The 19,573-nt window shown below is 62.6% G+C and carries 19 protein-coding genes; 7 read left to right on the forward strand and 12 right to left on the reverse strand.

The window, feature by feature from the left end; all coding sequences use genetic code 11:
- Positions 1-7 precede the first annotated feature (7 nt).
- From nirD to F3Y30_RS15835, 5 genes are all read left to right on the forward strand, one after another.
- Entirely contained in the window at positions 8-337 is a 330-nt protein-coding gene (nirD, locus tag F3Y30_RS15815; protein WP_203423678.1) for a nitrite reductase small subunit NirD, read from the forward strand.
- A gap of 238 nt (positions 338-575) precedes the next feature.
- Complete coding sequence (locus F3Y30_RS15820; protein WP_203423679.1) at positions 576-3,233, forward strand: nitrate reductase; 2,658 nt, start codon at positions 576-578, stop codon at positions 3,231-3,233.
- Positions 3,205-4,704: a siroheme synthase CysG gene (gene cysG / locus F3Y30_RS15825; RefSeq protein WP_203423680.1), complete on the forward strand. Its 1,500-nt coding sequence runs from the start codon at positions 3,205-3,207 to the stop codon at positions 4,702-4,704. The genes F3Y30_RS15820 and cysG overlap by 29 nt, the downstream gene beginning before the upstream one ends.
- A gap of 513 nt (positions 4,705-5,217) precedes the next feature.
- Positions 5,218-5,472 carry a hypothetical protein gene (locus tag F3Y30_RS15830; protein WP_203423681.1) on the forward strand — a complete coding sequence of 85 codons (255 nt, stop codon included), beginning with the start codon at positions 5,218-5,220 and terminating at the stop codon, positions 5,470-5,472.
- A gap of 165 nt (positions 5,473-5,637) precedes the next feature.
- Complete coding sequence (locus F3Y30_RS15835) at positions 5,638-6,144, forward strand: hypothetical protein (RefSeq protein WP_203423682.1); 507 nt, start codon at positions 5,638-5,640, stop codon at positions 6,142-6,144.
- Between the two features lie 24 nt (positions 6,145-6,168).
- Here F3Y30_RS15835 and F3Y30_RS15840 read toward each other — a convergent pair whose 3' ends face one another.
- Positions 6,169-6,360, reverse strand: coding sequence for a hypothetical protein (locus F3Y30_RS15840; RefSeq protein WP_203426720.1), 192 nt, complete (start codon positions 6,358-6,360; stop codon positions 6,169-6,171).
- Positions 6,361-6,705: 345 nt separating this feature from the next.
- On the opposite strand from F3Y30_RS15840, the gene F3Y30_RS15845 reads away from it, so the two are divergent.
- Positions 6,706-6,969 (forward strand): hypothetical protein, encoded by a 264-nt coding sequence (locus F3Y30_RS15845; RefSeq protein ID WP_203423683.1) that lies wholly within the window; start codon positions 6,706-6,708, stop codon positions 6,967-6,969.
- Positions 6,970-6,986: 17 nt separating this feature from the next.
- Here the strand turns inward: F3Y30_RS15845 and F3Y30_RS15850 are convergent, their stop codons facing one another.
- From F3Y30_RS15850 to F3Y30_RS15885, 8 genes are all read right to left on the reverse strand, one after another.
- Entirely contained in the window at positions 6,987-7,769 is a 783-nt protein-coding gene (locus F3Y30_RS15850; RefSeq protein ID WP_203423684.1) for a glycerophosphodiester phosphodiesterase family protein, read from the reverse strand.
- Between the two features lie 55 nt (positions 7,770-7,824).
- Complete coding sequence (locus tag F3Y30_RS15855; RefSeq protein ID WP_203423685.1) at positions 7,825-8,697, reverse strand: ABC transporter permease; 873 nt, start codon at positions 8,695-8,697, stop codon at positions 7,825-7,827.
- Positions 8,698-8,707: 10 nt separating this feature from the next.
- Complete coding sequence (locus F3Y30_RS15860) at positions 8,708-9,637, reverse strand: ABC transporter permease (protein ID WP_203423686.1); 930 nt, start codon at positions 9,635-9,637, stop codon at positions 8,708-8,710.
- Positions 9,637-10,635 carry an oligopeptide/dipeptide ABC transporter ATP-binding protein gene (locus tag F3Y30_RS15865; protein WP_203423687.1) on the reverse strand — a complete coding sequence of 333 codons (999 nt, stop codon included), beginning with the start codon at positions 10,633-10,635 and terminating at the stop codon, positions 9,637-9,639. Before F3Y30_RS15865 ends, F3Y30_RS15860 begins: the two co-directional genes overlap by 1 nt.
- Positions 10,632-11,639, reverse strand: a complete 1,008-nt coding sequence (locus F3Y30_RS15870; RefSeq protein ID WP_203423688.1) for an ABC transporter ATP-binding protein — start codon at positions 11,637-11,639, stop codon at positions 10,632-10,634. Before F3Y30_RS15870 ends, F3Y30_RS15865 begins: the two co-directional genes overlap by 4 nt.
- 77 nt (positions 11,640-11,716) lie before the next feature.
- Positions 11,717-13,354 (reverse strand): ABC transporter substrate-binding protein, encoded by a 1,638-nt coding sequence (locus F3Y30_RS15875; RefSeq protein ID WP_203423689.1) that lies wholly within the window; start codon positions 13,352-13,354, stop codon positions 11,717-11,719.
- Between the two features lie 333 nt (positions 13,355-13,687).
- The gene (locus tag F3Y30_RS15880; protein ID WP_203423690.1) at positions 13,688-14,506 is read right to left on the reverse strand and encodes a sugar phosphate isomerase/epimerase family protein; all 819 of its coding nucleotides are present in this window, start codon (positions 14,504-14,506) and stop codon (positions 13,688-13,690) included.
- A gap of 314 nt (positions 14,507-14,820) precedes the next feature.
- Positions 14,821-16,023: a glycosyltransferase family 2 protein gene (locus F3Y30_RS15885; RefSeq protein ID WP_203423691.1), complete on the reverse strand. Its 1,203-nt coding sequence runs from the start codon at positions 16,021-16,023 to the stop codon at positions 14,821-14,823.
- 270 nt (positions 16,024-16,293) lie between these two features.
- On the opposite strand from F3Y30_RS15885, the gene F3Y30_RS15890 reads away from it, so the two are divergent.
- Positions 16,294-17,088: a WecB/TagA/CpsF family glycosyltransferase gene (locus F3Y30_RS15890; protein WP_203423692.1), complete on the forward strand. Its 795-nt coding sequence runs from the start codon at positions 16,294-16,296 to the stop codon at positions 17,086-17,088.
- Between the two features lie 54 nt (positions 17,089-17,142).
- On the opposite strand, the gene F3Y30_RS15895 is transcribed toward F3Y30_RS15890, so the two are convergent.
- The 3 genes from F3Y30_RS15895 to F3Y30_RS15905 all read right to left on the reverse strand — a co-directional run bounded on the left by F3Y30_RS15895 (position 17,143) and on the right by F3Y30_RS15905 (position 19,519).
- Positions 17,143-17,553: a pyrimidine dimer DNA glycosylase/endonuclease V gene (locus tag F3Y30_RS15895; RefSeq protein WP_203423693.1), complete on the reverse strand. Its 411-nt coding sequence runs from the start codon at positions 17,551-17,553 to the stop codon at positions 17,143-17,145.
- An 81-nt stretch (positions 17,554-17,634) separates the two neighbouring features.
- The gene (locus tag F3Y30_RS15900) at positions 17,635-18,411 is read right to left on the reverse strand and encodes a hypothetical protein (protein ID WP_203423694.1); all 777 of its coding nucleotides are present in this window, start codon (positions 18,409-18,411) and stop codon (positions 17,635-17,637) included.
- Positions 18,412-18,577: 166 nt separating this feature from the next.
- On the reverse strand, positions 18,578-19,519 hold the full coding sequence (locus tag F3Y30_RS15905; RefSeq protein ID WP_203423695.1) for a hypothetical protein: 942 nt from the start codon (positions 19,517-19,519) through the stop codon (positions 18,578-18,580).
- Positions 19,520-19,573: the final 54 nt, after the last annotated feature.

Below are 19,573 nucleotides of genomic sequence, written 5' to 3' on the forward strand. Positions count from 1 at the left end.
GACGACGATGAACTGGTTCGCCATTGGCAAACTCAGCGACATTCCATTGCGTGGCGCGCGCTGCGTCAGGACGCCTCAGGGCAAGATCGCGGTGTTCCGCACCGCCGAGAACGAGGTCTTCGCGATAGAGGATCACTGCCCGCACAAGGGCGGGCCGCTCTCGCAGGGCATCGTCCACGGCAAGGCGGTCACCTGCCCGCTGCACAACTGGGTCATCTCGCTCGAAACCGGCAAGGCGCTCGGTGCCGACGAGGGTGAAGTTCGCACGATCCCTGTTCGCATCGAGGACGAGGCGCTCTTCATTGCCCTTGAAAGCCTGATGATGGCTGCGGAGTAGCACATGGATCGAGGAATACCCCCTTCTGTCGCTTCGCGGCATCTCGCCCTTAGCAAGGGAGATGGGTCCGAGTTTGCTGCTGCCCGTTTGAGCAAGGATGGTGCATACCGCTCTTGCACAGTGGGTGGAGACCAGTGGCACGGCGAACTCCCGATCTCATTTGCCGGGAGTGGGATGAAAGCGGAGGCGATAGAGGGGGGTACCGACGGCAGGCGGCAGAGCGACGGGGGAAAAGCCCATGTCCACTGAGACGAAAACCACCTGCCCCTACTGCGGCGTCGGCTGCGGCGTGATCGCCACACGCGACCGCGACGGTGCGGTAACGGTCAAGGGTGATCCAGATCACCCGGCCAATTTCGGCCGGCTCTGCTCGAAGGGTTCGGCCCTGGCGGAGACAATCGATCTCGACGGGCGGCTGCTCTCCCCGGAGATCGATGGACATCAAGCCAGCTGGGACGATGCGCTCGACCTGGTCGCCGGTCGCTTCTCGCAGGCCATCGCCGAGCATGGTCCCGACTCCGTCGCCTTCTACGTCTCCGGCCAGTTGCTGACGGAAGACTACTACGTCGCCAACAAGCTCATGAAGGGTTTCATCGGCTCGGGCAACATCGACACCAACTCGCGTCTCTGCATGTCCTCCTCGGTCGCGGGCCACCGTCGCGCTTTCGGATCCGACACTGTTCCCGGAAGCTATGAGGATTTCGAGCTCGCCGACCTGGTGATTCTTGCCGGCTCCAATTTCGCCTGGTGCCATCCGGTCCTCTACCAGCGTCTTGTCGCAGCCAAGCAGAAGCGCCCCGGCATGAAGGTCGTGCTCATCGATCCGCGCCGCACCATGACCGCCGATATCGCCGACCTGCACCTGGCGATCCGTCCCGATGGCGATGTGGCCCTGTTCAACGGCTTGCTCGCGCACCTCGCAAAGAGCACGGCGATAGACGAAGACTTCGTCGCCGCCCATACGCACGGATTCGCCGAGGCATTCGCGACGGCGATCGGCACCGGTTTCACCGACGTGATGGAAAAGACCGGTCTTGGCGCCAGCGAGCTGAGGCAATTCTTCGCGCTCTTCGAACGCACCGAGAAGGTCGTGACTGCCTACAGCCAGGGCGTCAACCAATCCTCGTCCGGTACCGACAAGGTCAACGCCATCATAAACTGCCACCTGGCGACCGGCCGCATCGGGCGCCCGGGCATGGGGCCTTTCTCCTTGACGGGCCAGCCGAATGCGATGGGCGGGCGCGAAGTCGGCGGGCTCGCAAACATGCTCGCGGCCCACATGGCGATCGAGGATCCGGAGCATCGCGATCGGGTACAGCGCTTCTGGAACGCTCCAGCAATCGCCGAAAAGCCGGGCCTCAAGGCCGTCGACCTGTTCAAGGCGGTCGCCGAAGGGCGGATCAAGGCCCTCTGGATCATGGCCACGAACCCGGTCGTATCAATGCCGGATGCCGACGCAGTCGCGGCGGCGATCGCGTCCTGTCCCTTCGTTGTCGTTTCCGACATGATCAAGGACACCGACACCACACGCCTCGCGCACGTATTGCTGCCCTCGCTCGGATGGGGCGAGAAGGACGGCACCGTCACCAATTCCGAACGCCGTATTTCCCGCCAGCGCGGTTTCCTCCCCGCCCCGGGCGAGGCCCGTGCCGACTGGTGGCAACTGGCGGAAGTCGGACGGCGCATGGGCCATGGCGACGCCTTCTCCTACTTGTCGCCTTCCGACATCTTCGCCGAGCATGCCGCCCTTTCCGCCTACGAGAACGACGGCAGCCGGGATTTTGACATCGGCGGACTGTCTGACATCGATGCGGCCGGATACGATACGATCGTCCCGTTCCAATGGCCGCTACCGGCCGGACAGACCCCGCGTGAGAGCCGTTTCTTCGCCGATGGCGCCTTCTTCCATCGGGATGGAAGGGCTCGGTTCGTGCCTGTCGAATCGCCCCGAGGCGAAAGGACGGATGGAACCTACCCCTTCACCCTCAATACCGGCCGCATTCGTGATCAGTGGCACACGATGACGCGAACCGGGAGGACCCCGCGCCTTTCGGCCCATATCGCGGAGCCATTTGCCGAGATCCATCCGCGCGATGCCGAAACGGTCGGGGTCGGCGATGCCGGGCTCGTCGAGATCGAAAGCGCTCATGGCAAGGTTGTCGTGCGTGCTCTCGTCACGGATAGGCAAAGCCGCGGAAGCGTGTTCGTGCCCATGCATTGGAACGACCGCTTCGCGGCCAGGGCCAGAGTCGACACGGTCGTCGCCCCTCTCACCGATCCGCATTCCGGACAGCCCGCCTCGAAGAATGTTGCCGTCGCAGTGCGCTCCTACAAGGCCGAGGCATACGGCTTCGTGGTCTCCGCTTCCAGACCCCGTCGGCTCGAGACACCATATTGGGCGCTCGCGAAGGCAGATGGCGGCTGGCGAACCGAACTAGCGTTCAACCATCCTGCCGACGACTGGATTGGCTGGTGCAGGGAGACATTCGATCTTCCGGCAGGGATCGAGCCCCTGGGATACATGGACCGGCAATCAGGAGATGTTCGCCTCGCCTTCTTCCACGGCTCTCGCCTCCTCGCGGCAATCTACCTCTCGCGCGGCCCCGTCGCCGTCGCACGCAACTGGGCGATTGCCCAACTCAAGGCAACGCACGACGGTGCTCGCGATCGGCTTGCGATCGTTGCCGGGCGTCCCGGAGCGGACAAACCAGACCCCGGCGCCACCGTCTGCTCCTGCTTCAGCGTCGGCGTCAACCAGATCGTCGCGGCCGTCCGCGGCGGCTGTCACAGCGTCGAGGCTGTCGGGAAGACGGTGAGCGCAGGAACGAACTGCGGCTCCTGCCGCGCCGAAATCAGAGGGATCATCGATGGGTGTCTTGCAGAAGCTGCCGAATGAGCCAACACCTCGCACCGCCGCCCGGGTGGAGCCACTTGCCAAGCTGCCCGTGTTCTGGACCCTCGAAGGGCGCAGGGTCCTCGTAGCGGGCGGAACCGATGGCGCAGCCTGGAAGGCAGAACTTGCCGCCGCCTGCGGCGCAACCGTGCACGTTTTCGCCGAGGAACTGGGGGAAACCTTCGCCAAGCTCGTCGCCGCGGGCGTCTCCCATCCGAAAGGCCAGTTCCTCCATGAGAGGCAGTCTTGGGAGAGCTGTGATTTCGACGGCCTGGCTCTCGCGATCGGCGATCTGGAGGAGGATGACGAAGCGGAAGCCTTCGCCCGTGCGGCTCGTGCGGCCGGCGTTCCGGTCAACGTCATAGACAAGCCGGCCTACTGTGATTTTCAGTTCGGATCCATCATCAACCGCTCTCCCGTCGTCGTCGCCGTCTCGACCGATGGCGCCGCGCCAATTCTCGCCCAGGCCATCCGGCGCCGGATCGAGACGCTCCTGCCGCCCTCCATCAGGCTTTGGGCCTCGCTTGCCCAGTCCATCCGCGACACCGTCAACGCGCGGCTTCAGCCGGGTGCGCCTCGCCGGGCGTTCTGGGAAGCCTTCGTCGATCGCGCGTTCAGGGATGCGCCGGGGGCCGACGCGGAGGCAGACCTCCAGGAACAGCTCTCCCGCTCCTCGCGTCCGCAGGAGCCGCCCGTCGGGCGCGTCACCCTCGTCGGTGCGGGTCCGGGTGACGCGGAGTATTTGACCCTCAAGGCCGTCCGGGCACTGCAAGCGGCCGACGTCATCCTCTTCGATGACCTCGTGTCCGATGAGGTCCTCGAGCTCGCGCGCCGCGAGGCAAAACGCATGCTCGTCGGCAAGCGGGGCGGCAGGACCAGTTGCCGTCAGGAGGACATCAACCAGATGATGGTGACCTTCGCCAAGGCGGGCAAACGCGTCGTTCGGCTGAAGTCCGGCGACCCGATGATTTTCGGACGCGCCGGCGAGGAGATTGCCTGCCTGGAACGGGCGGCGATCCCGGTCGACGTGGTCCCCGGCATCACAGCGGCAAGCGCCATGGCTGCGCGCCTCGGCATCTCCCTCACCCACCGCGACCACGCCCAGTCCGTCCGCTTCGTCACCGGCCACTCAAGGAGCGGCAACCTGCCCGCGGACGTCGACTGGAAGGCTCTCTCAGACGCTCGGACCACGACGATATTCTACATGGGCGGCCGCACTGCCCCAGAAATCCGCCAACGACTGCTTGCCGAGGGAATGACAGCGAGAACTCCCGTCGTCATCGTCAGCGCGGTCTCGCGTGCCAACGAGCGACGATGGATAGGAAACCTCGACACGGTCGCAAACGGCATGGAAGAAATCGGGCTCGACGAACCCGTCCTCATCGGTATCGGCTCGGTCTTCGGGGATGCGCAGGAACGCGACCGCAATGCCCTCCCCGAGCAATCTCGCAAGCGCAACAGCGCGCGGGCTTAGAGTGTGACGATGTTCCCGCATGCATTACAGCGCGCCACGCTGTATGGAGGATATGCTCTGCGACAGATTCAGGCGAAAGCTGTCAAGTGACTACCCCCGCCTCCGAATAGACATGGTTGAGCTACATTGTTCAGGTCGAATCACTTGTTTAGACTGCTGGACATAAACCATACGGAGGGCCGGGGTTGCCGACAGAATGGACTTGGGGAAAAGAACAGATCTCTTCAAGCGATCTGAGAATGATTGAAGGAATACTTCATCAATGGTGTGCCGAGGCTGGTTGCGACTTGCGCGCGCCGATGGCCGTGAAAACCGCCAGGGAGCTCGTTTCCTGGCTCGAATTCGGCATCAGGGATCAAAACCAGCTACGCGCAATCATCCGCCCTCTCTGATTATCAACTCCGTCCGCCGATCAAAAGGAGGGCGGAGGATGCCGTGATCACCATCAAATCCTGTTCCGGTTTGTAGGATTGTGCGCTAGAGCGTCAATCATCACTGGGCGAGAAAGAGAAGATGGCCGCGCGCGACCGATATTCGAGAAAACTGGAATGCTCCAAATGCGGCCAGAGCGGCTTCGCGGAGGCATCCGAGGATGACGATCCGAAACGCAAGAGCGCCGGCTTTTCCGTCGATGAAATGCCTGCAGGCTTTTCGACGGAGCGCCATTCCGGCGATCCCGCCAAGTACATGATCCGTTGCCGCTGCGGCAATGTCTTCGCCTTCCGGCAGAAGACCGTCTACGCGCCGGGCGGCGAACCGCGGCACTGAGCGGCGGCTTTCCTCCCTACCCGCGTCACACGGAACACTTGCGCCGCCCAGCCGTTCAAGGACGGATGGCAAGTCGGGCGGCGGGGTGTAAGCTGGGCTCGGATTGAATGGCGAGCTCGCCGTCGAATGCCGGCCATGAGCGCGCGAAAGGGAATGGAGATCCGCATGAAATCCGTTCTGCCGGTCGTAACGACGATTGCTCTACTATGGTCGCCCTCGCTTTCCCGCGCCGATGAGGGCGCATTCCTCCAATCGCTCCAGGGCAACCTCACCGGACAGGGCTCAGTACGGCTTCGAACATACATGTCGCCGGTCAAGGTCTCCTGCGTGTTCGACGCCCGCGCCCGCGGGCTCACCCTCAAGCTCGACGGCACGTGCCGCGGCATGTTGGTCGTCTCCCGCGAGATTGGTGCGGAACTGCGCTACGACGGCAACGGCTACAGGGGGTTCTACACCGGGAGCCGCTCCGGCAAGGCCGTACTGACCGGTGCACGAGTGGGAAATTCCATCGATCTGACGGTTCACTGGGCGAAGAAGGTGAACGGCGACAAGGCCGCTCAACTGGTCTTGCAGAAGGTCGGAAATACCGGGCTCAAGCTCACGACAATCGACCGGGATCCGAAGACCGGCAAGTCAGTCGTCACGAGCGATATCGATCTGCGCCGTCGGTGACCGTCACCGGATCGCGGCAGATCCTCAGCGGAACTTCGGCGGGCGCAGCGGCATGTTCATGTGAAGTTCGTGGGCCGTAGCAAAGCGGCCGAGCAGTCTCAGCAGCTTCTTTTGTTCGGACTTGTCGATGCCATTCTGCTTGCAGTGACTTGCCACGTCGATGACGGACTTTGCCGTCGATGCCCGCATCTGCCTGTTGTCGATGTGATGAGTCATGACCTTCTCCCGTTGTCTGCTGCTCAATGGCAAGTCCGGTAAAAAAGTTCCCCGCTCCCGCGGAGAGTGTCAGTTCCCTTTTCCTTTTGGTCTTCCCTCAGTCTTGTTCGTCTTCTTTTTTTAACTCGGTTCACGCAGTGGACAGTGCTGGACCACATTCCGGCCCGCTGTGCGCAAGGCCGGCCGCGGCCTTCTCGCGACAGCTCCGCATCCGGCTGCTTCCCTTTGTTTCCAAATCGCAAAACCGCATGCGGCGTGGCTCCGCTCCTGCGATGGAGGGACCGTTCTTTTCGGAACAATCGGCTCTCATGAGGCTTATCGTAGCAAAGATCAGGAGAAGCGGAAATGGAATCAGGCAGCGAAAATGAGATTAGACAGAGAGCGGAAGCCGCAGAGAAGGCGCTACTCCTGCTCGTCGATCACCTGGCCATGCGTGGCACCATCTCGCTGGACGAAGGCCAGGAAATCGTGCGCATCCTCTCGGAGGCATCGCATGAATCGGCCGCGCGCGCATCGCACACGCTCCACACCCTGTCCCTGCTGCGGCAGCTTCGGCGCGGTGTTGGTTCGGATACTCCCGGCGCGCCCGTCAACCCGGTGTCCCAATAGAGCCGTCCGCGGCGTCCTTAAGCGGCGGGTTTCCTTATCGTTGGCACCGGAACGGTTTCAAATCCACTGAGGCCTCGGATTTCAAGCGCCAAATCCGGACGATCGGTCGTCACCTGGCGGACACCCTTCGCCAGCCAGTGGCGCAAGTCCGGTTCGGTGTTGGCTACCCACGGGCATACCCGTTCGAGCGGCAGCTCCTTGGTCACGCGTTCCCACGCCGCACCAAGCAGGCTCTTTTCGATCGCGACGATGTCCGCGATCGCCGCGAGACGACGCACGGCCGCCAACAGCCCTCCGAGAACGACGGCGGACTGCAGGTTCATCGACGCGAGGCGCCGGATATCGGGCGCAAGCGAGCGCACTTCCTCCAGGACTTCAGGCGTGAAACCGGTGAGGATGCATCTGTCTTCCATGCCCGCGGAGCGGATCGCGCCAATGGCCCGTTCGGCAAGCCCTGCATAGATATCACCGCACGATGTGTTCTTGAGCTCGACATGCAGTTCCATGGCCGTCGGCTTGAAGATGTCGAGCACCTCCTCAAGCACCGGGATATGCTCCTCCAGGCTTTCCCGGAGCATGGTGCGGCGCCTCGTCTCCGGCGTCAGATCCGCGACGTCGCCGGACGAATAGGTCGTGCGGTCGAGGCTTGCGTCATGCAGCACCGCAATCTCGCCCGAACGCGTCAGGTGAATATCGAATTCGACGGCTTCGATGCCGAGAGCGGCGGTCTTGCGGAAACCGGAAAGCGAATTCTCCGGCCAGAGGTTTCGCGCACCTCGATGCCCGACGATCATGGTCATTGTGTAGTCCCATACAATTGAGTGAAAAGTTCCCGCTGGCGATGCATCGCGCATGTCAGCGGATCGTGGGGTCGAGCCTGTCGCGCAGCCAGTCGCCAAGGATGCTGATCGCGAGCGTCGTCAGCATGATGACGAAAGCCGGGGTCAGCATGATCCATGGCGCTGTTGTGAGATATTCCCGCCCGTAGCCGACCATGTTGCCGAGGCTCGTCATGGGAGGCTGAACGCCGAGGCCCAGAAAGGACAGACTGCTTTCGAGCAGGATGATCTCCGGGAAGGTAAGCGTCATGGAGACTATCAGCGTGGAGGCGATGTTGGGGAGAATGTGGCGCAGATAGACCCAGGAGGGTCTGGCGCCCAGTTGCGTGACGGCCGCCGCATAGCCCTGTGCACTTGCGGAAATCGCAAGGCCGCGCGCGATGCGGGCATAGCGCTCCCAGCCGTAGAAGCCCATCAGGCAGGTCAGCAGCCACAGGGAATTGCCGAAGAACGCGAGAACCGCCAGCGACAGGATCAGGAACGGCAGCGCGGCCTGGAAGTCCGCCAGCATCAGGACGATCTGCTCGACGACACTGCGGAAATTTGCGGCGAGGAAGCCGACGAAGGTACCGAATACGGCCGAGATGATCGTCGCCCCGAAGGCGATCAGGAGCGAAACCCGGATCGATTCGATGAGGCGCGAGAGAACATCGCGGCCAAGCTCGTCCGTGCCGAGCGGGTGAGCGAGGTTGCCGGGCAGAGACAGCCTGTTGGCGAGGTCGTAGGCAGTGATCTCGTAGGGCCGGATGAGATCGGCAAGGATAGCGATTGCGACCATCAGCAGGAGCCAGGCGATCGCCAGGCTGACAAGGACTGGCACAGTCCTGCCCTTGCCGGTCTGCTTGGCGGAGGAAGACGCACTGTTGGCGATTATGGATACGTCGGTCATCTGTCGGTACTCAGGCTTTGGCGCGGGTGTCGCGCAGGCGCGGATCGAGGTATCCGTAGAGGATATCCACGATCAGGTTGGAGACGACCATCGTGGCCGCGACGAGAAGCAGTATGCACTGGACGACAGCAAGGTCCCGGTTCGATACAGCGATGACCAGCAGCCGCCCGACACCGGGCCACGAGAAGACCGACTCGACGACGACTGCACCCGCCACCAGCGTTCCGACCATGAAGCCGACGATTGTGACAATCGGGATTGCCGCATTCGGCAGCGCGTGTCCGCGCACCACGCGCGCCCAGGCGACACCCTTGGCGCTGGCGGTGCGAATATAGGGCTGCCCGAGGATCTCGATCATGGCGCTGCGCGAGAAGCGGGCGAGCACGGCGGCGCCTCCGATCCCCATTGTCGCAATCGGCAGGATTGCGTGCACCCAGCTTTGCTGCCCCCCCGAAGGAAGCCAGCCGAGGGTCACCGAGAACACCAGAACCAGGATGAGACCGATGACGAAGCTCGGCATGGTAAAGCCGATGATCGCCGTGAACATCACCAGGCGATCGATGACGCTGTCGCGATGGAGGGCTGCATAGACGCCGGCTGGAATGCCGATCAGCAGTTTGATCAAGAGGGCCGGAATTGTCAGCGTAAGAGTTGCGGGAATGCGCTCTGCGACAAGCTCGATGGCGGACCTGCCGTCGCGCATGGAAACGCCGAGATCACCCTCGAAGATGGCGCCGACATAGCGGATGTATTGCACCCAGATGGGCTGGTCCAACCCCCAGGCCTTGCGGAAACTCTCGACCGCCTGCATGGGGGCGTCGGGGCCGAGGATGATCGTTGCCGGATCTCCCGACAGACGCAGGACCACGAAGGCGAAAGTCGCGACAAGCGTGATGGTGACGAGAGCGCGAATGATGCGGATGGAAAGGTAGCCGAGCATTACAGAGCCGCTCCCGCACGCGACGTGACTGTTGCGGGGCCAAGAAGATGGCACGCCACCTGGCGACTTCCGTCGACGGCAACCAGTGCGGGCCGCTCGGTCTTGCATCGGGCGGTGGCAAAGCGACACCTCGGATGGAAGGCGCAGCCCGAGGGGCGTGCAGCAGGGTTCGGCGGCTCCCCCTCGAGAATGATCCGGTCCTTCAGCGCCGCACCGGGAACAGGAATGCTGGACACGAGCGCCTGCGTGTAGGGGTGCAGAGGCTTGCGAAAAATATCCTCCGAAGCCCCCTCCTCGACAATGCCTCCGAGATACATCACCGCGACCCGCTCGCTGACATTGCGAACCACCTTCAGGTCATGGCTGATGAAGACCATGGCAACATGCGTTTGTGCCTGGAGATCGCGCAGCAGGTTGACCACCTGCGCCTGGATGGAAACATCGAGTGCCGAAACCGGCTCGTCGCAGACGAGAAGTTCCGGCCCGCAGGCGATCGCCCGGGCGATCACCACGCGCTGTCGCTGGCCGCCGGAAAGCTCGTGCGGGTAGCGGTCCTCCTGGTCCCGGCGCAGCCCTACGGCGTGCATCAGTTCGCGGACCCTCTCCCGGCGTTCGTCCCGCGAACCGATGCCGTGTATTTCGAGCGGCTCGCCGATCTGCTCGCCAATCGTCAGGCGACGGTCGAGGGCAGCGAGCGGATCCTGATAAACGAGCTGCATGCGCTTGCGAAGGCTGCGCCATTGCGGGGTCTTGCGCTGCGGCATCGGCTCGCCGGCAAAAGTGACGCTGCCTGCCGACGGATCTTCCAACCCCAGAAGCAGTCGGCCCGTGGTCGATTTGCCGGAGCCGGACTCGCCAACGATTCCGAGCGTGGTGCCCCTGTCGAGCGACAGCGTGACGCCGTCGACGGCGCGTACTTCCGAGGCTGCCGCGAACATGCCGCGGCGCGACTTGTAGGTCTTGGCCAGATTGCTGGCCGCAAGAAGAGTGGACGTCATGCCATTGCCAGTTCGTTGTGCGGATGCAAGGTCGGTTTATGCCGGTTTCCGTGTTCGCTTCCGACGGGATGGAAGCACGAGACGGCCCGTCCGCGCTCAATGCCGGCGAGAAGCGGCCGAGATGCGAGACATTCGTCCTGCACCCTGCTGCATCGAGGAGAAAAGGCGCAGCCCTTCGGCAGCCGCGCGGGATCCGGAACCGTTCCCTCGATGGGAACGAGGCGCTCCCGCCCACCGTCCAGCCGAGGGATCGCGTCGAAGAGACCGCGAGTGTAGGGGTGGCGCGGATTGCGGAAGAGATTCTCGGTCGAACAGGTTTCGACGATCCGGCCGGCATACATGACACAGATCCGCTCGCATATCTGGGATACGGCTCCGAGGTCGTGGCTGATGAACACGATCGCCATCCCGGTCTCGGCGCGGATGTCAGCAAGCAGATCGAGGATCTGGGCCTGGATCGTCGCGTCGAGCGCCGTCGTTGGCTCGTCCGCAATCAGCATGTCGGGGCGCCCCGCGAGCGCCATGGCAATCATCAGGCGCTGGTTCTGTCCACCGGAAAATTCGTGCGGGAAATTGTCGAGACGCCGCGCGGCGTCGGGAATGCCAACGAGATCGAGAAGCCGGCGAGCTTCGATCCGCGCGGCCTCGCGGGAGAGACCCCGGTGGAGGCGGATCGATTCCTCGATCTGGCGGCCGACGCGGATAACCGGGTTCAGTGAGCTCGAAGGATCCTGGAAGATCATGGCGATGCGCTTGCCCCGCACGCCTTCCAGCCGCTTCTGCGGCGCGCAGACAAGGTTGTCCCCGCCGAGCAGCACCTGTCCGGTCACGCTCACCTTCTTCGGCAGGAGACCTAGCGCGGCAAGCCAGGTAACCGATTTTCCGCAGCCGGACTCGCCAACCAGTCCGACAGCCTCGCCCTTCTCGATTGCGAGATCGATGCCGTGCAGCACAGCGACGCCGTCGAAGGCAACCCTGAGGTTCGAGATTTCGACCAATGGCATCTTGCCCTCCATCTTTCGGATTGGAAAAGGGAATGTCGCGCCGGATGACGGGCGCGACACGAACGTTGAATTGAGAACTAGCTCCAGTTGCCCTGGCGGAAATCCATGGCGAAGGCGGACGCGGCCTTCCACTTGATCGCCTTCGGCTTGGCAGTGAAGGTCGCGTTCTGATGGATCACGTTATAGGCGGGGTCCTCGCGCTCGCAGATTTCCAGCATGCGGCGGAAGGCCTTGCGGCGCTGCTGCATGTCAGTGCTGGTTTCCATGATCACCGACATCTCGTTGGCCTCCTTGTTGGTCCATTCGCCGAGCTGCTGCTGCTCGCCGTTGGGGCCATGCTGGCGAACGATCGAGGAGACCGGATCGTTGAAGCTTGCCGAGTTCGACCACTCGCGCATGCCGCGGGTATCGTTGCGCTCCAGAACCTGTGCCCAGTTCTCTTTCATCTGGATCTCGACGTTGAGGCCAGCCTGCTTCCACATCTCGACCTGGATCTGTGCTGTCGCGACCTGGTTGGTGTAGTAGTTGTTGAGGACGCGGTAAGGGATGGGATCGCCCTTGTAGCCTGCCTCCTTGAGGAGATTGCGGGCGAGTTCGGGATTGTACTCGGGCACCTGCCAGTCTGACTGGAACATCTCGCCGTAGAACTCCCATTGCAGGCCCTGCGGCACGCGTGTGCGACCGGCCCAGAGAGCGTCGACGATCGCCTGGCGATCAATGGCGTGCGTCATGGCGCGGCGGATCAACGGGTTCGCGAGCTGCGGATGGTGTATGTCGAAGACGGTGAGGCGGTGGTTGAGGATGGTGCTTCCCTGAACCTCGAAGCCCTGATTGCTTTCGATCGCCGAGATCTGGTCCGGCGGGATGTCGCAGGCGAACTGATACTCTCCGGAAAGCAGGCCGTTGATGCGGGAGGCGACCTCGGGGACCTCCACGAAGCGAATTTCCTTGAGCGGCGGGCGACCGCCCCAATATTCGTCGTGAGCCACGAGGGTCAGCGAAACGTCCGGCTTGAATTCCGCGACCTTGTAGGGACCGGTCGTCACGGGCCGTTTCGCCCAGTCGAGATAGGTCGCAGCCTCGTCCCAAGCGCGCCGGTTCATGATCTGGCTGCCGAACATGTAGAGACGGCCTTCCATCGTCACGTCAGGCGTCCCGTTGTGGAAGCGGACCGTATACTTGTCGACCACCTCGACGCCGCGCAGGGACGGCCAGCCGCGTCTCGCGATCGCGGGCACGGACGGCGGCAGTTCCTTTGTCGTGCGGCCGGCAGCAACCGTCTGCACCATGATATCGATGGTCTTTCCGACGGCCGGCTGCGTGTCACCGAACATGCGATCGGCGCTGAACGAGAAGGCGACGTCCTCCGCCGTCAATTCGTCGCCATTGTGGAACTTCACACCTTCCCGCAGCTTCAGTTCGACGGTCTTGTCGTCGATGCGCTTCCACTCCGTGGCGAGACCGGCAAGCGGTCCCTGCTGGCCGAGCCAGTCACGCGCGATCAACCCTTCCCACAGGTTCGAGAAGAACACCCGCTCGCCGACGTTCGACTGTTCGAAGAGGGTGTCGAGCGTGCCGTTGTTGGTGATCTTCTGGACCGCAATCGTCACGGAAGGGCGATTGTCGGCCTGGGCGATCGAGAAGCGCGGAAGAATGAGGGTCGCTGCAGTTCCGGCCCCCAGGCCCAACGTGCTTCGGCGTGTCAACAGAACCATAGAATGTCTCCTTGGCTGGTTCGGTGAAATCGATTTCATGCCCGGGTTGGACGGTCGGGCGGCAGCGATGTGGGGGAAGCCGCCTCCCGTCCCGCCCTGTGGCGTGCTGGCCGGTCTAGGGTCGGGGTATGTCAGTGGGATGAACTGTCGATAACGTTTCGATGAAGCCTGAGTGACGGCTGTACGACAACGTTGCCCAATTCGGGCTGGAGAGACTTCCCATTGATTAATAAAGGAAAATCTAAATTGTACCCGGCATGCCCCGTGGAAAGTCCCCGGCAGTGCTCACGCACGCGGATGCCGGGGACTGCCTTTGCACGACGTCGTTGACGACTACTCTGAGAGCCCCAAGGAGGCGAGGAATGCGGCAGAGGCCGGAATCTTCCTTTTGTCCTTGATCTCGATGATCAGTCGGGGATTGCTCTCGAGGCGTGACAGTGCCGCAAATACGGCGCGCCAGTTGACGGTGCCCTCCCCCAGGCTCCAGTGGCGGTCTGCATAGCCGTCTGCATCCTGCAGGTGAATGTGCTGGAGCCTGTTTCCAGCTGCCTTCACGTAGTAGTCGACGGGTGGTGCACCGGTTGAGCCATGGGCGTAGTGCGCATGTCCCGTGTCGATCGAGACGGCGACGGCTGGAGAGTTGAAGCTGTCCGCAAGGGTGACGCGATCGAGCGGATCCTTGTCCTCGATGTTTTCGATCACCATGGTGCAGCCCATGCTTTCGGCACGGCGCACGGCAGCCTTGAGCGTACGATGCGTGTTCTCGATGGTTCGCTCGCGCTCGCCGGCAACGTTGTCGAGATTGTTGTAGGACCACGTCGTGTAGGGGCTGTGGATCACAATCTGGCTGGCGCCGATCGTATCGCAGACATCGAGGGCCTGGTCGAGACGCCTTGCGACGACTGCGCGGATATCGGGATCCTGCGAGTTGATAACGAAGCCCCAGAAGGGACCGTGGATGCCAAGCCGTCCCTTGAAACCATCGAGCAGCGACCTTGCGCGCGCAGCCAGCGGTCTCCAGTCGCCGTTGAGGATCTCGGCATCGACGAAACTCTGCAGTTCCAGGTCTCGCGGCTTTTCGAGAAGCCATTCGCGATGAGCCTCCACGTCCTGAAGGGTCATTGCGGCGCCTACGATCGGAAGCGATGTCATTGTCGTGTACTCCATGGGAATTGAAAGGTGCGGAAGAGCGTCCCGGCCCCATGCATCGGGAACCAGGCAAGGACGTCAGGAAGGAATCGCTGGGAGGCGATGAGCGTCGGCCCGTGCCGACTGGAGAGCCACTACCCGAACTCTATGACGCCCGTGTTACGCGCAATGGTGATCACGCGGACGCCATGGGCCACCTTCGAGGGTAGACCGGATAGGCAGCAAGGGTGTGTGGAAAGACGTGCGGGACTGTACCGGCGGGCGTCTTTAGGTGAAGGCACAGAGAACTTTGCGAGACGCCCGCAGTCGTGCCGGCCTCAGGATTCCTCCGGCCTGGTGCGATCCGTCCGGACCCAGCCGTCATTCGAGCGGTGCAGCAAGGCTCGCGGGTAGCGTGCGAACTTGGCGAGGATGTAGGCGGGCACGCCGACGAGCGTGCGGGCGGGCAAGGCCACCCTGCCGTGAACCGCCCAGGCAATGAATGTGGCTGCAAGGAGCAATGCCACGTTGGCCATGGAAATCCAGAATGCCGTGGCGCCGAGCCCCGCGAGCGATATGGCGCCAGAAACGAGAAGCATCGCGACGGCGACACCCGCAAGCAATGTAAGCGGCGGCACGATGATGTCGAGCGTCATCGCGAGGTAGTTTACCCCCCGATATGTCTTTGGGTAGAAGAGCGATCGCAGGGCGGACCGGATCAATGCAAGGTGCCCGTTCTCCCACCGCCGCCGTTGGGTCTCCGCCCCCTCGTTCGAATAGGGAAAGAAGCTCGTCACCAGGGCCTTCTCGCAGAATTGCGGGGGATGCCCGGCATATGCGAGCTCCAGCCCCATCTTCACATCCTCGACAATGTTCGCGTTCGCAAGCTTGGCGTGGCCGAGGACCTCCCACGGAAACGCGGTGCCGGTCCCCGTCACCTGGCACGGCAGGCCGAGCCGGTAGAGCCCCAGTGGCCGCACATGGTTCTTGACCAGGAAGGCAAACTCGGCAACCGACAGATTGAGGCCCGCTCCCTTCGGCGCAAGCATCAGGTTGCGCGCCTGGATCGGTCTTCCGGTCGCGGCGGCCGCGCCGGCGAGATGGTCGATGGCTCCGGGGCCGAACTGGCAGTCAGCATCCACGATAAGGACGATTGCAGGCGGCGCTTCAGCCAGATGGCGGATCCCGGTGTCGAGCGCATATCCCTTGCCGCGGCGCTCCTCGTCACGGCGTTCCACCACCTCGGCGCCTGCAGCGCGTGCCAGTGCCGCGGTCTGGTCCCGACAGTTGTCCGCGACGACGACAAGCCGGTCTCCCACCGCAAGCTGCGAGCGGATATTGGCAAGCGTTTCGGAAATTCCGGCTTCCTCGTCGTGAGCGGGCACAAGGACGGCTATTGCGGGGCGAATTCGCCGGTCCGGCACGCGTTCTCGCCGCGACGGAAGGCTCCCGGCCAAGCACTCGATCGCATAGACCGCAATCGGGACCGAGAGCGCGGCCGAACACAGGATCACCAACCAAACCACAGCCACTTCGATCATGGGAATACCTCCGGCCGCCACGACTCTAAGACACCGCGGCAGGCCTTCTCAATGCGACGCCCTAAGACCTTGGGGTAAACCGGACGCATGCTTTTTCGCGGTCCCATCCTCCCTGCCCCTTCCCCTACGCCCATTTGATGGCTTCAAGGAGAATTGAGCCCGGGGCGCTCTGATGACATTTCTATTATCGAAAAAATCCAAACGGTTACGGCACGGCCATCATTGCGGCATTCCCTGATTGGGAATGCGGCGATCCTTCGGGAGCGGCAAATGAGCGTGGCAGGCATTCAGGCAACCGACACCCCGTCATCAGCAAAACCAGTCCGGCGCTACTTTCTCGGCGCTCCCTTCGACGACATGGCGCAGGAATCGGTCGTCGACCTCATCCGCGACAGCAGGCAGCCCACACTTTTCCGCTATGTCGTGACGCCCAATGTCGATCATGTGGTGAGGCTCGATGGCGACCGCGTGCTGGCCCAGTATTACGATCGAGCCTGGATGTCGCTTTGTGACAGCCGGCCAATCGCGGCCCTTGCGCGCCTGATGTCACTCGATCTGCCCTTGGTGACCGGCTCCGATCTGACGGTCCGCCTATTTTACTCGGTCATCAGGGACGGAGATCGCGTCACCCTGATCGCAGCCAACGACCTGATCGTACGCGACATGGAGCTCGCCTTTCCGAACGTCCGCTTCCGGTCATTGGTGCCGCCCGCCGGGGTCTTGAATGACACCGCGGCACTTCAGGCCTGTGTCGAGTTCGCCGCGGGCGAAGCGTCCCGTTTCATCTTCATCGCGATCGGCTCGCCACAATCGGAAAAGATCGCCCATGCGCTGTCCATGCGCTCCGATGCGCGAGGCATTGGCTTCTGCGTGGGCGCATCACTGGAGTTTCTCGTGGGGGCGAAGAAGCGTGCGCCACTGTGGATGCGCCGCATCGGCATGGAGTGGGCCCACCGGCTCGCTTCCGATCCGAAGCGGCTGTGGAGGAGATATGTCTACGCGGTGCCCCGCCTGCTACGTCTCCTGTCCAGCGAAGTGATCGGCCGGCGATCGTCGATGCGGTAGGTAAGCCACGTCTCTCCCGCGATCGCCGCAACGGCTCGCCGGGAAGGACAGCCCTTACTCCGCTGCGGAAGGTTGGCGAAGGCGGACAGCGCCGGCCGTTCTTTCCAGAATTCGCGCCCGGTTGATCTGGACGCTCTCCTCCGCCGGGATCCAGTCAGAGCACCACTCCGGCGGAAAGCCGTCGAGCAGCGCCCCGGCATTCCTGAATGTCGGCTTGTAACCCCTCGCCTCCATCTCGCCGATCAGGGCCGCCTGACGCGCGGCGAGATAACCAAGACGGCTGTAGAAGAAACGTACATGCCCCTTCCCGAGGGTGTAGGCGAGCGGATTGCGCGGATCGTCCGGCCTCTCGCCGCGTTCGATGGCCGCGCGCACGAGCGCGAAGACGCGCGGAAGTTCCCTGTATTCGGCAACGAGGTGCGGGCCACTCAGTTCCGACGGCGGTATGCAGTTGATGCGAGTCATGATGCCATTGTCTATAGCGCAAATCACCCGTGCGGCGAACAGTGTTGCGCATCGGATCAGGGGGAAAGACAGCCGCCTGTTTCAGGCGACCAGCACGTCGTCTGCGCGTTCCTCGGCGGTCGGCTGCTCGTTCCTCTTGTGCCGGGTGACGTAGCGGATGTAGCCCGCAAGCATCGAGTAATAGGCCGGGGAGAAATGCGACGGCGTTCTCACGAGGCTTGGCGGCACTTCCATCAACGGCACCACGTTGACCCTCTTGGACGCAAAGAGCGAAGCGAACTCGGTTGTTCGCTCGGCCATGAGCGCGTTGTGGTGATGCTTCATCGGAAAATTGAGGAAGAAGATCTTCGTGCCCCTCTGGCGGGCCCGTATCCAGTTGATCAGTTCCCCCCAGTAAGCGACCGCTTCCTTCATATCGAGGTACTCGGCATCGAGCACCAGGCGTCCCTGCAGTTGGGGCAATTCCCTCGGGTTGGCGAAAATTCCGCCTGAAGGGTATCCCTGGAGATGACACTGTCTGGCGATGATGTCGACGTAGTTGTCGAGCAGGACGAGATCGAGTTGCTCCTCGATTGCGGTCATGAAGCCCGGCCGCCCCTTCGCGACGCCATGCAGGCCGAGCGTCCCGTTCATCATCTGGTTGTCGACCATGACCTTCAGCTTGGAAGTCGACTGGTCGTAGTTCGCCTTGACGAACTCGGAAATCGGAAGCTCGGGAACCTCGTTTCGGACATAGGTCCGGACAAACCGGTCGATACGGTTGTGATAGACGGCCCCGACAATCTCGCCCCTGAACATGCGGGCGTAGTTCATGGCCGTGAACCGCGATAGGCATGACCCAAATGTCGCAATCTTCATCGCCGCCACCTGTTTCAAGCGTGAGCTAATATTGGAAAGCGTCCCCAGTCAAGAAGAGCGGAACACGGCCCTTCGGACGTTTTGCCCGGGACACGTCGCCACGGATCCGCTCGACTTCGAGCGGATCGACGCATTCCCGGGACGTGCAAAGGACGGAAGCGTGCAGTCAGGCACCCCGCGCGGCGGCCTGTTCCCCCTTGTCCAGCAGATCGGGTACGAACCGCTCGAAGAAGCCCGCGGCGAAACCCGCCAGGAACGCCAGTTCAGGCTTTCCGTGGATGGTCGTCAGCACAAAGCTTCCAACCTTGATCTCCGGAAAGACCGTGCTCGTCATGAGATTGTAGATCGCCGCCGCCGATATCACGCCGATAGCGATCCTCAGGGCCGCATCCGTGGCATTCGCCCTTTTGTCCCCGTCGATCGGTACTGTGCGGGCCCTGATCCCCAAGGCAATGGAGAGGAAGGCTCCGGTCACTCCCCCGACCAGCACCAGCAGGAATTCGTGCGCGCTGTCCTTTGGTGCAAATATCTCCGGGACACCGAAATGTTGGGCGGCGATCAGAATGCCGTACCAAATGAGGAGCAGGAGGGCAGCATATTCCAGGTAGACGAACCGCCCCGAGCGTGCGAGCGCCTCGGTGGCATCAGCCACCGCCTCCTGGATCGTCAATTTCGCAGGCTCGCACTGCCCTTCGAGGCCAAGGCGCAGGGCCTCGGCGGTCTTCACCTTGTAGCACTCGGAGAACTTTCCGGACGAAAAATGCTTGCTCAGATAGTCCAGCCTGTCCCTGAGCGGCAGAATCCCTGACAAGGTCGCAATCTGCTCGTCGGCGACTTCGCTGTCATCCGCGTATTGGATGAGGATCCGACCTTCGGACTCGTAGATCGCGTATTTTCTTCTCTTGAAATAGACGTCGTCTATCTTCGCGCCACGTTCGTCCAGGGCTCCGACGATAATGTCCTTCACACCGAACGTCTCTTCCTTCGGGACGAAGATCGTCATCCCGGGTGCGTCTTCTGTCGTTTCCTTACTGTCCGTGGTGAGGGCCCAGGCTTGCTCGCCCTGCGGCCGATTTTCCTGCACATCCCTGGCCTGCAGCGAAGTCATCGCGCCCTCCTCGAGTAAGAAGCAAGATGGGGAAGGCTAGCACGCAGGAGGCAT

This window comes from Sinorhizobium sp. BG8 (genome assembly GCF_016864555.1).
Taxonomy (GTDB): domain Bacteria; phylum Pseudomonadota; class Alphaproteobacteria; order Rhizobiales; family Rhizobiaceae; genus BG8.

Bases quoted from the DNA above. Each gene is read 5' to 3' on its own strand.
- nirD (WP_203423678.1), top strand. From the start codon at position 8: ATGAACTGGTTCGCCATTGGCAAACTCAGCGACATTCCATTGCGTGGC.
- F3Y30_RS15820 (WP_203423679.1), top strand. From the start codon at position 576: ATGTCCACTGAGACGAAAACCACCTGCCCCTACTGCGGCGTCGGCTGC.
- cysG (WP_203423680.1), top strand. From the start codon at position 3,205: ATGGGTGTCTTGCAGAAGCTGCCGAATGAGCCAACACCTCGCACCGCC.
- F3Y30_RS15830 (WP_203423681.1), top strand. From the start codon at position 5,218: ATGGCCGCGCGCGACCGATATTCGAGAAAACTGGAATGCTCCAAATGC.
- F3Y30_RS15835 (WP_203423682.1), top strand. From the start codon at position 5,638: ATGAAATCCGTTCTGCCGGTCGTAACGACGATTGCTCTACTATGGTCG.
- F3Y30_RS15840 (WP_203426720.1), bottom strand. From the start codon at position 6,360: ATGACTCATCACATCGACAACAGGCAGATGCGGGCATCGACGGCAAAG.
- F3Y30_RS15845 (WP_203423683.1), top strand. From the start codon at position 6,706: ATGGAATCAGGCAGCGAAAATGAGATTAGACAGAGAGCGGAAGCCGCA.
- F3Y30_RS15850 (WP_203423684.1), bottom strand. From the start codon at position 7,769: ATGACCATGATCGTCGGGCATCGAGGTGCGCGAAACCTCTGGCCGGAG.
- F3Y30_RS15855 (WP_203423685.1), bottom strand. From the start codon at position 8,697: ATGACCGACGTATCCATAATCGCCAACAGTGCGTCTTCCTCCGCCAAG.
- F3Y30_RS15860 (WP_203423686.1), bottom strand. From the start codon at position 9,637: ATGCTCGGCTACCTTTCCATCCGCATCATTCGCGCTCTCGTCACCATC.
- F3Y30_RS15865 (WP_203423687.1), bottom strand. From the start codon at position 10,635: ATGACGTCCACTCTTCTTGCGGCCAGCAATCTGGCCAAGACCTACAAG.
- F3Y30_RS15870 (WP_203423688.1), bottom strand. From the start codon at position 11,639: ATGCCATTGGTCGAAATCTCGAACCTCAGGGTTGCCTTCGACGGCGTC.
- F3Y30_RS15875 (WP_203423689.1), bottom strand. From the start codon at position 13,354: ATGGTTCTGTTGACACGCCGAAGCACGTTGGGCCTGGGGGCCGGAACT.
- F3Y30_RS15880 (WP_203423690.1), bottom strand. From the start codon at position 14,506: ATGACATCGCTTCCGATCGTAGGCGCCGCAATGACCCTTCAGGACGTG.
- F3Y30_RS15885 (WP_203423691.1), bottom strand. From the start codon at position 16,023: ATGATCGAAGTGGCTGTGGTTTGGTTGGTGATCCTGTGTTCGGCCGCG.
- F3Y30_RS15890 (WP_203423692.1), top strand. From the start codon at position 16,294: ATGAGCGTGGCAGGCATTCAGGCAACCGACACCCCGTCATCAGCAAAA.
- F3Y30_RS15895 (WP_203423693.1), bottom strand. From the start codon at position 17,553: ATGACTCGCATCAACTGCATACCGCCGTCGGAACTGAGTGGCCCGCAC.
- F3Y30_RS15900 (WP_203423694.1), bottom strand. From the start codon at position 18,411: ATGAAGATTGCGACATTTGGGTCATGCCTATCGCGGTTCACGGCCATG.
- F3Y30_RS15905 (WP_203423695.1), bottom strand. From the start codon at position 19,519: ATGACTTCGCTGCAGGCCAGGGATGTGCAGGAAAATCGGCCGCAGGGC.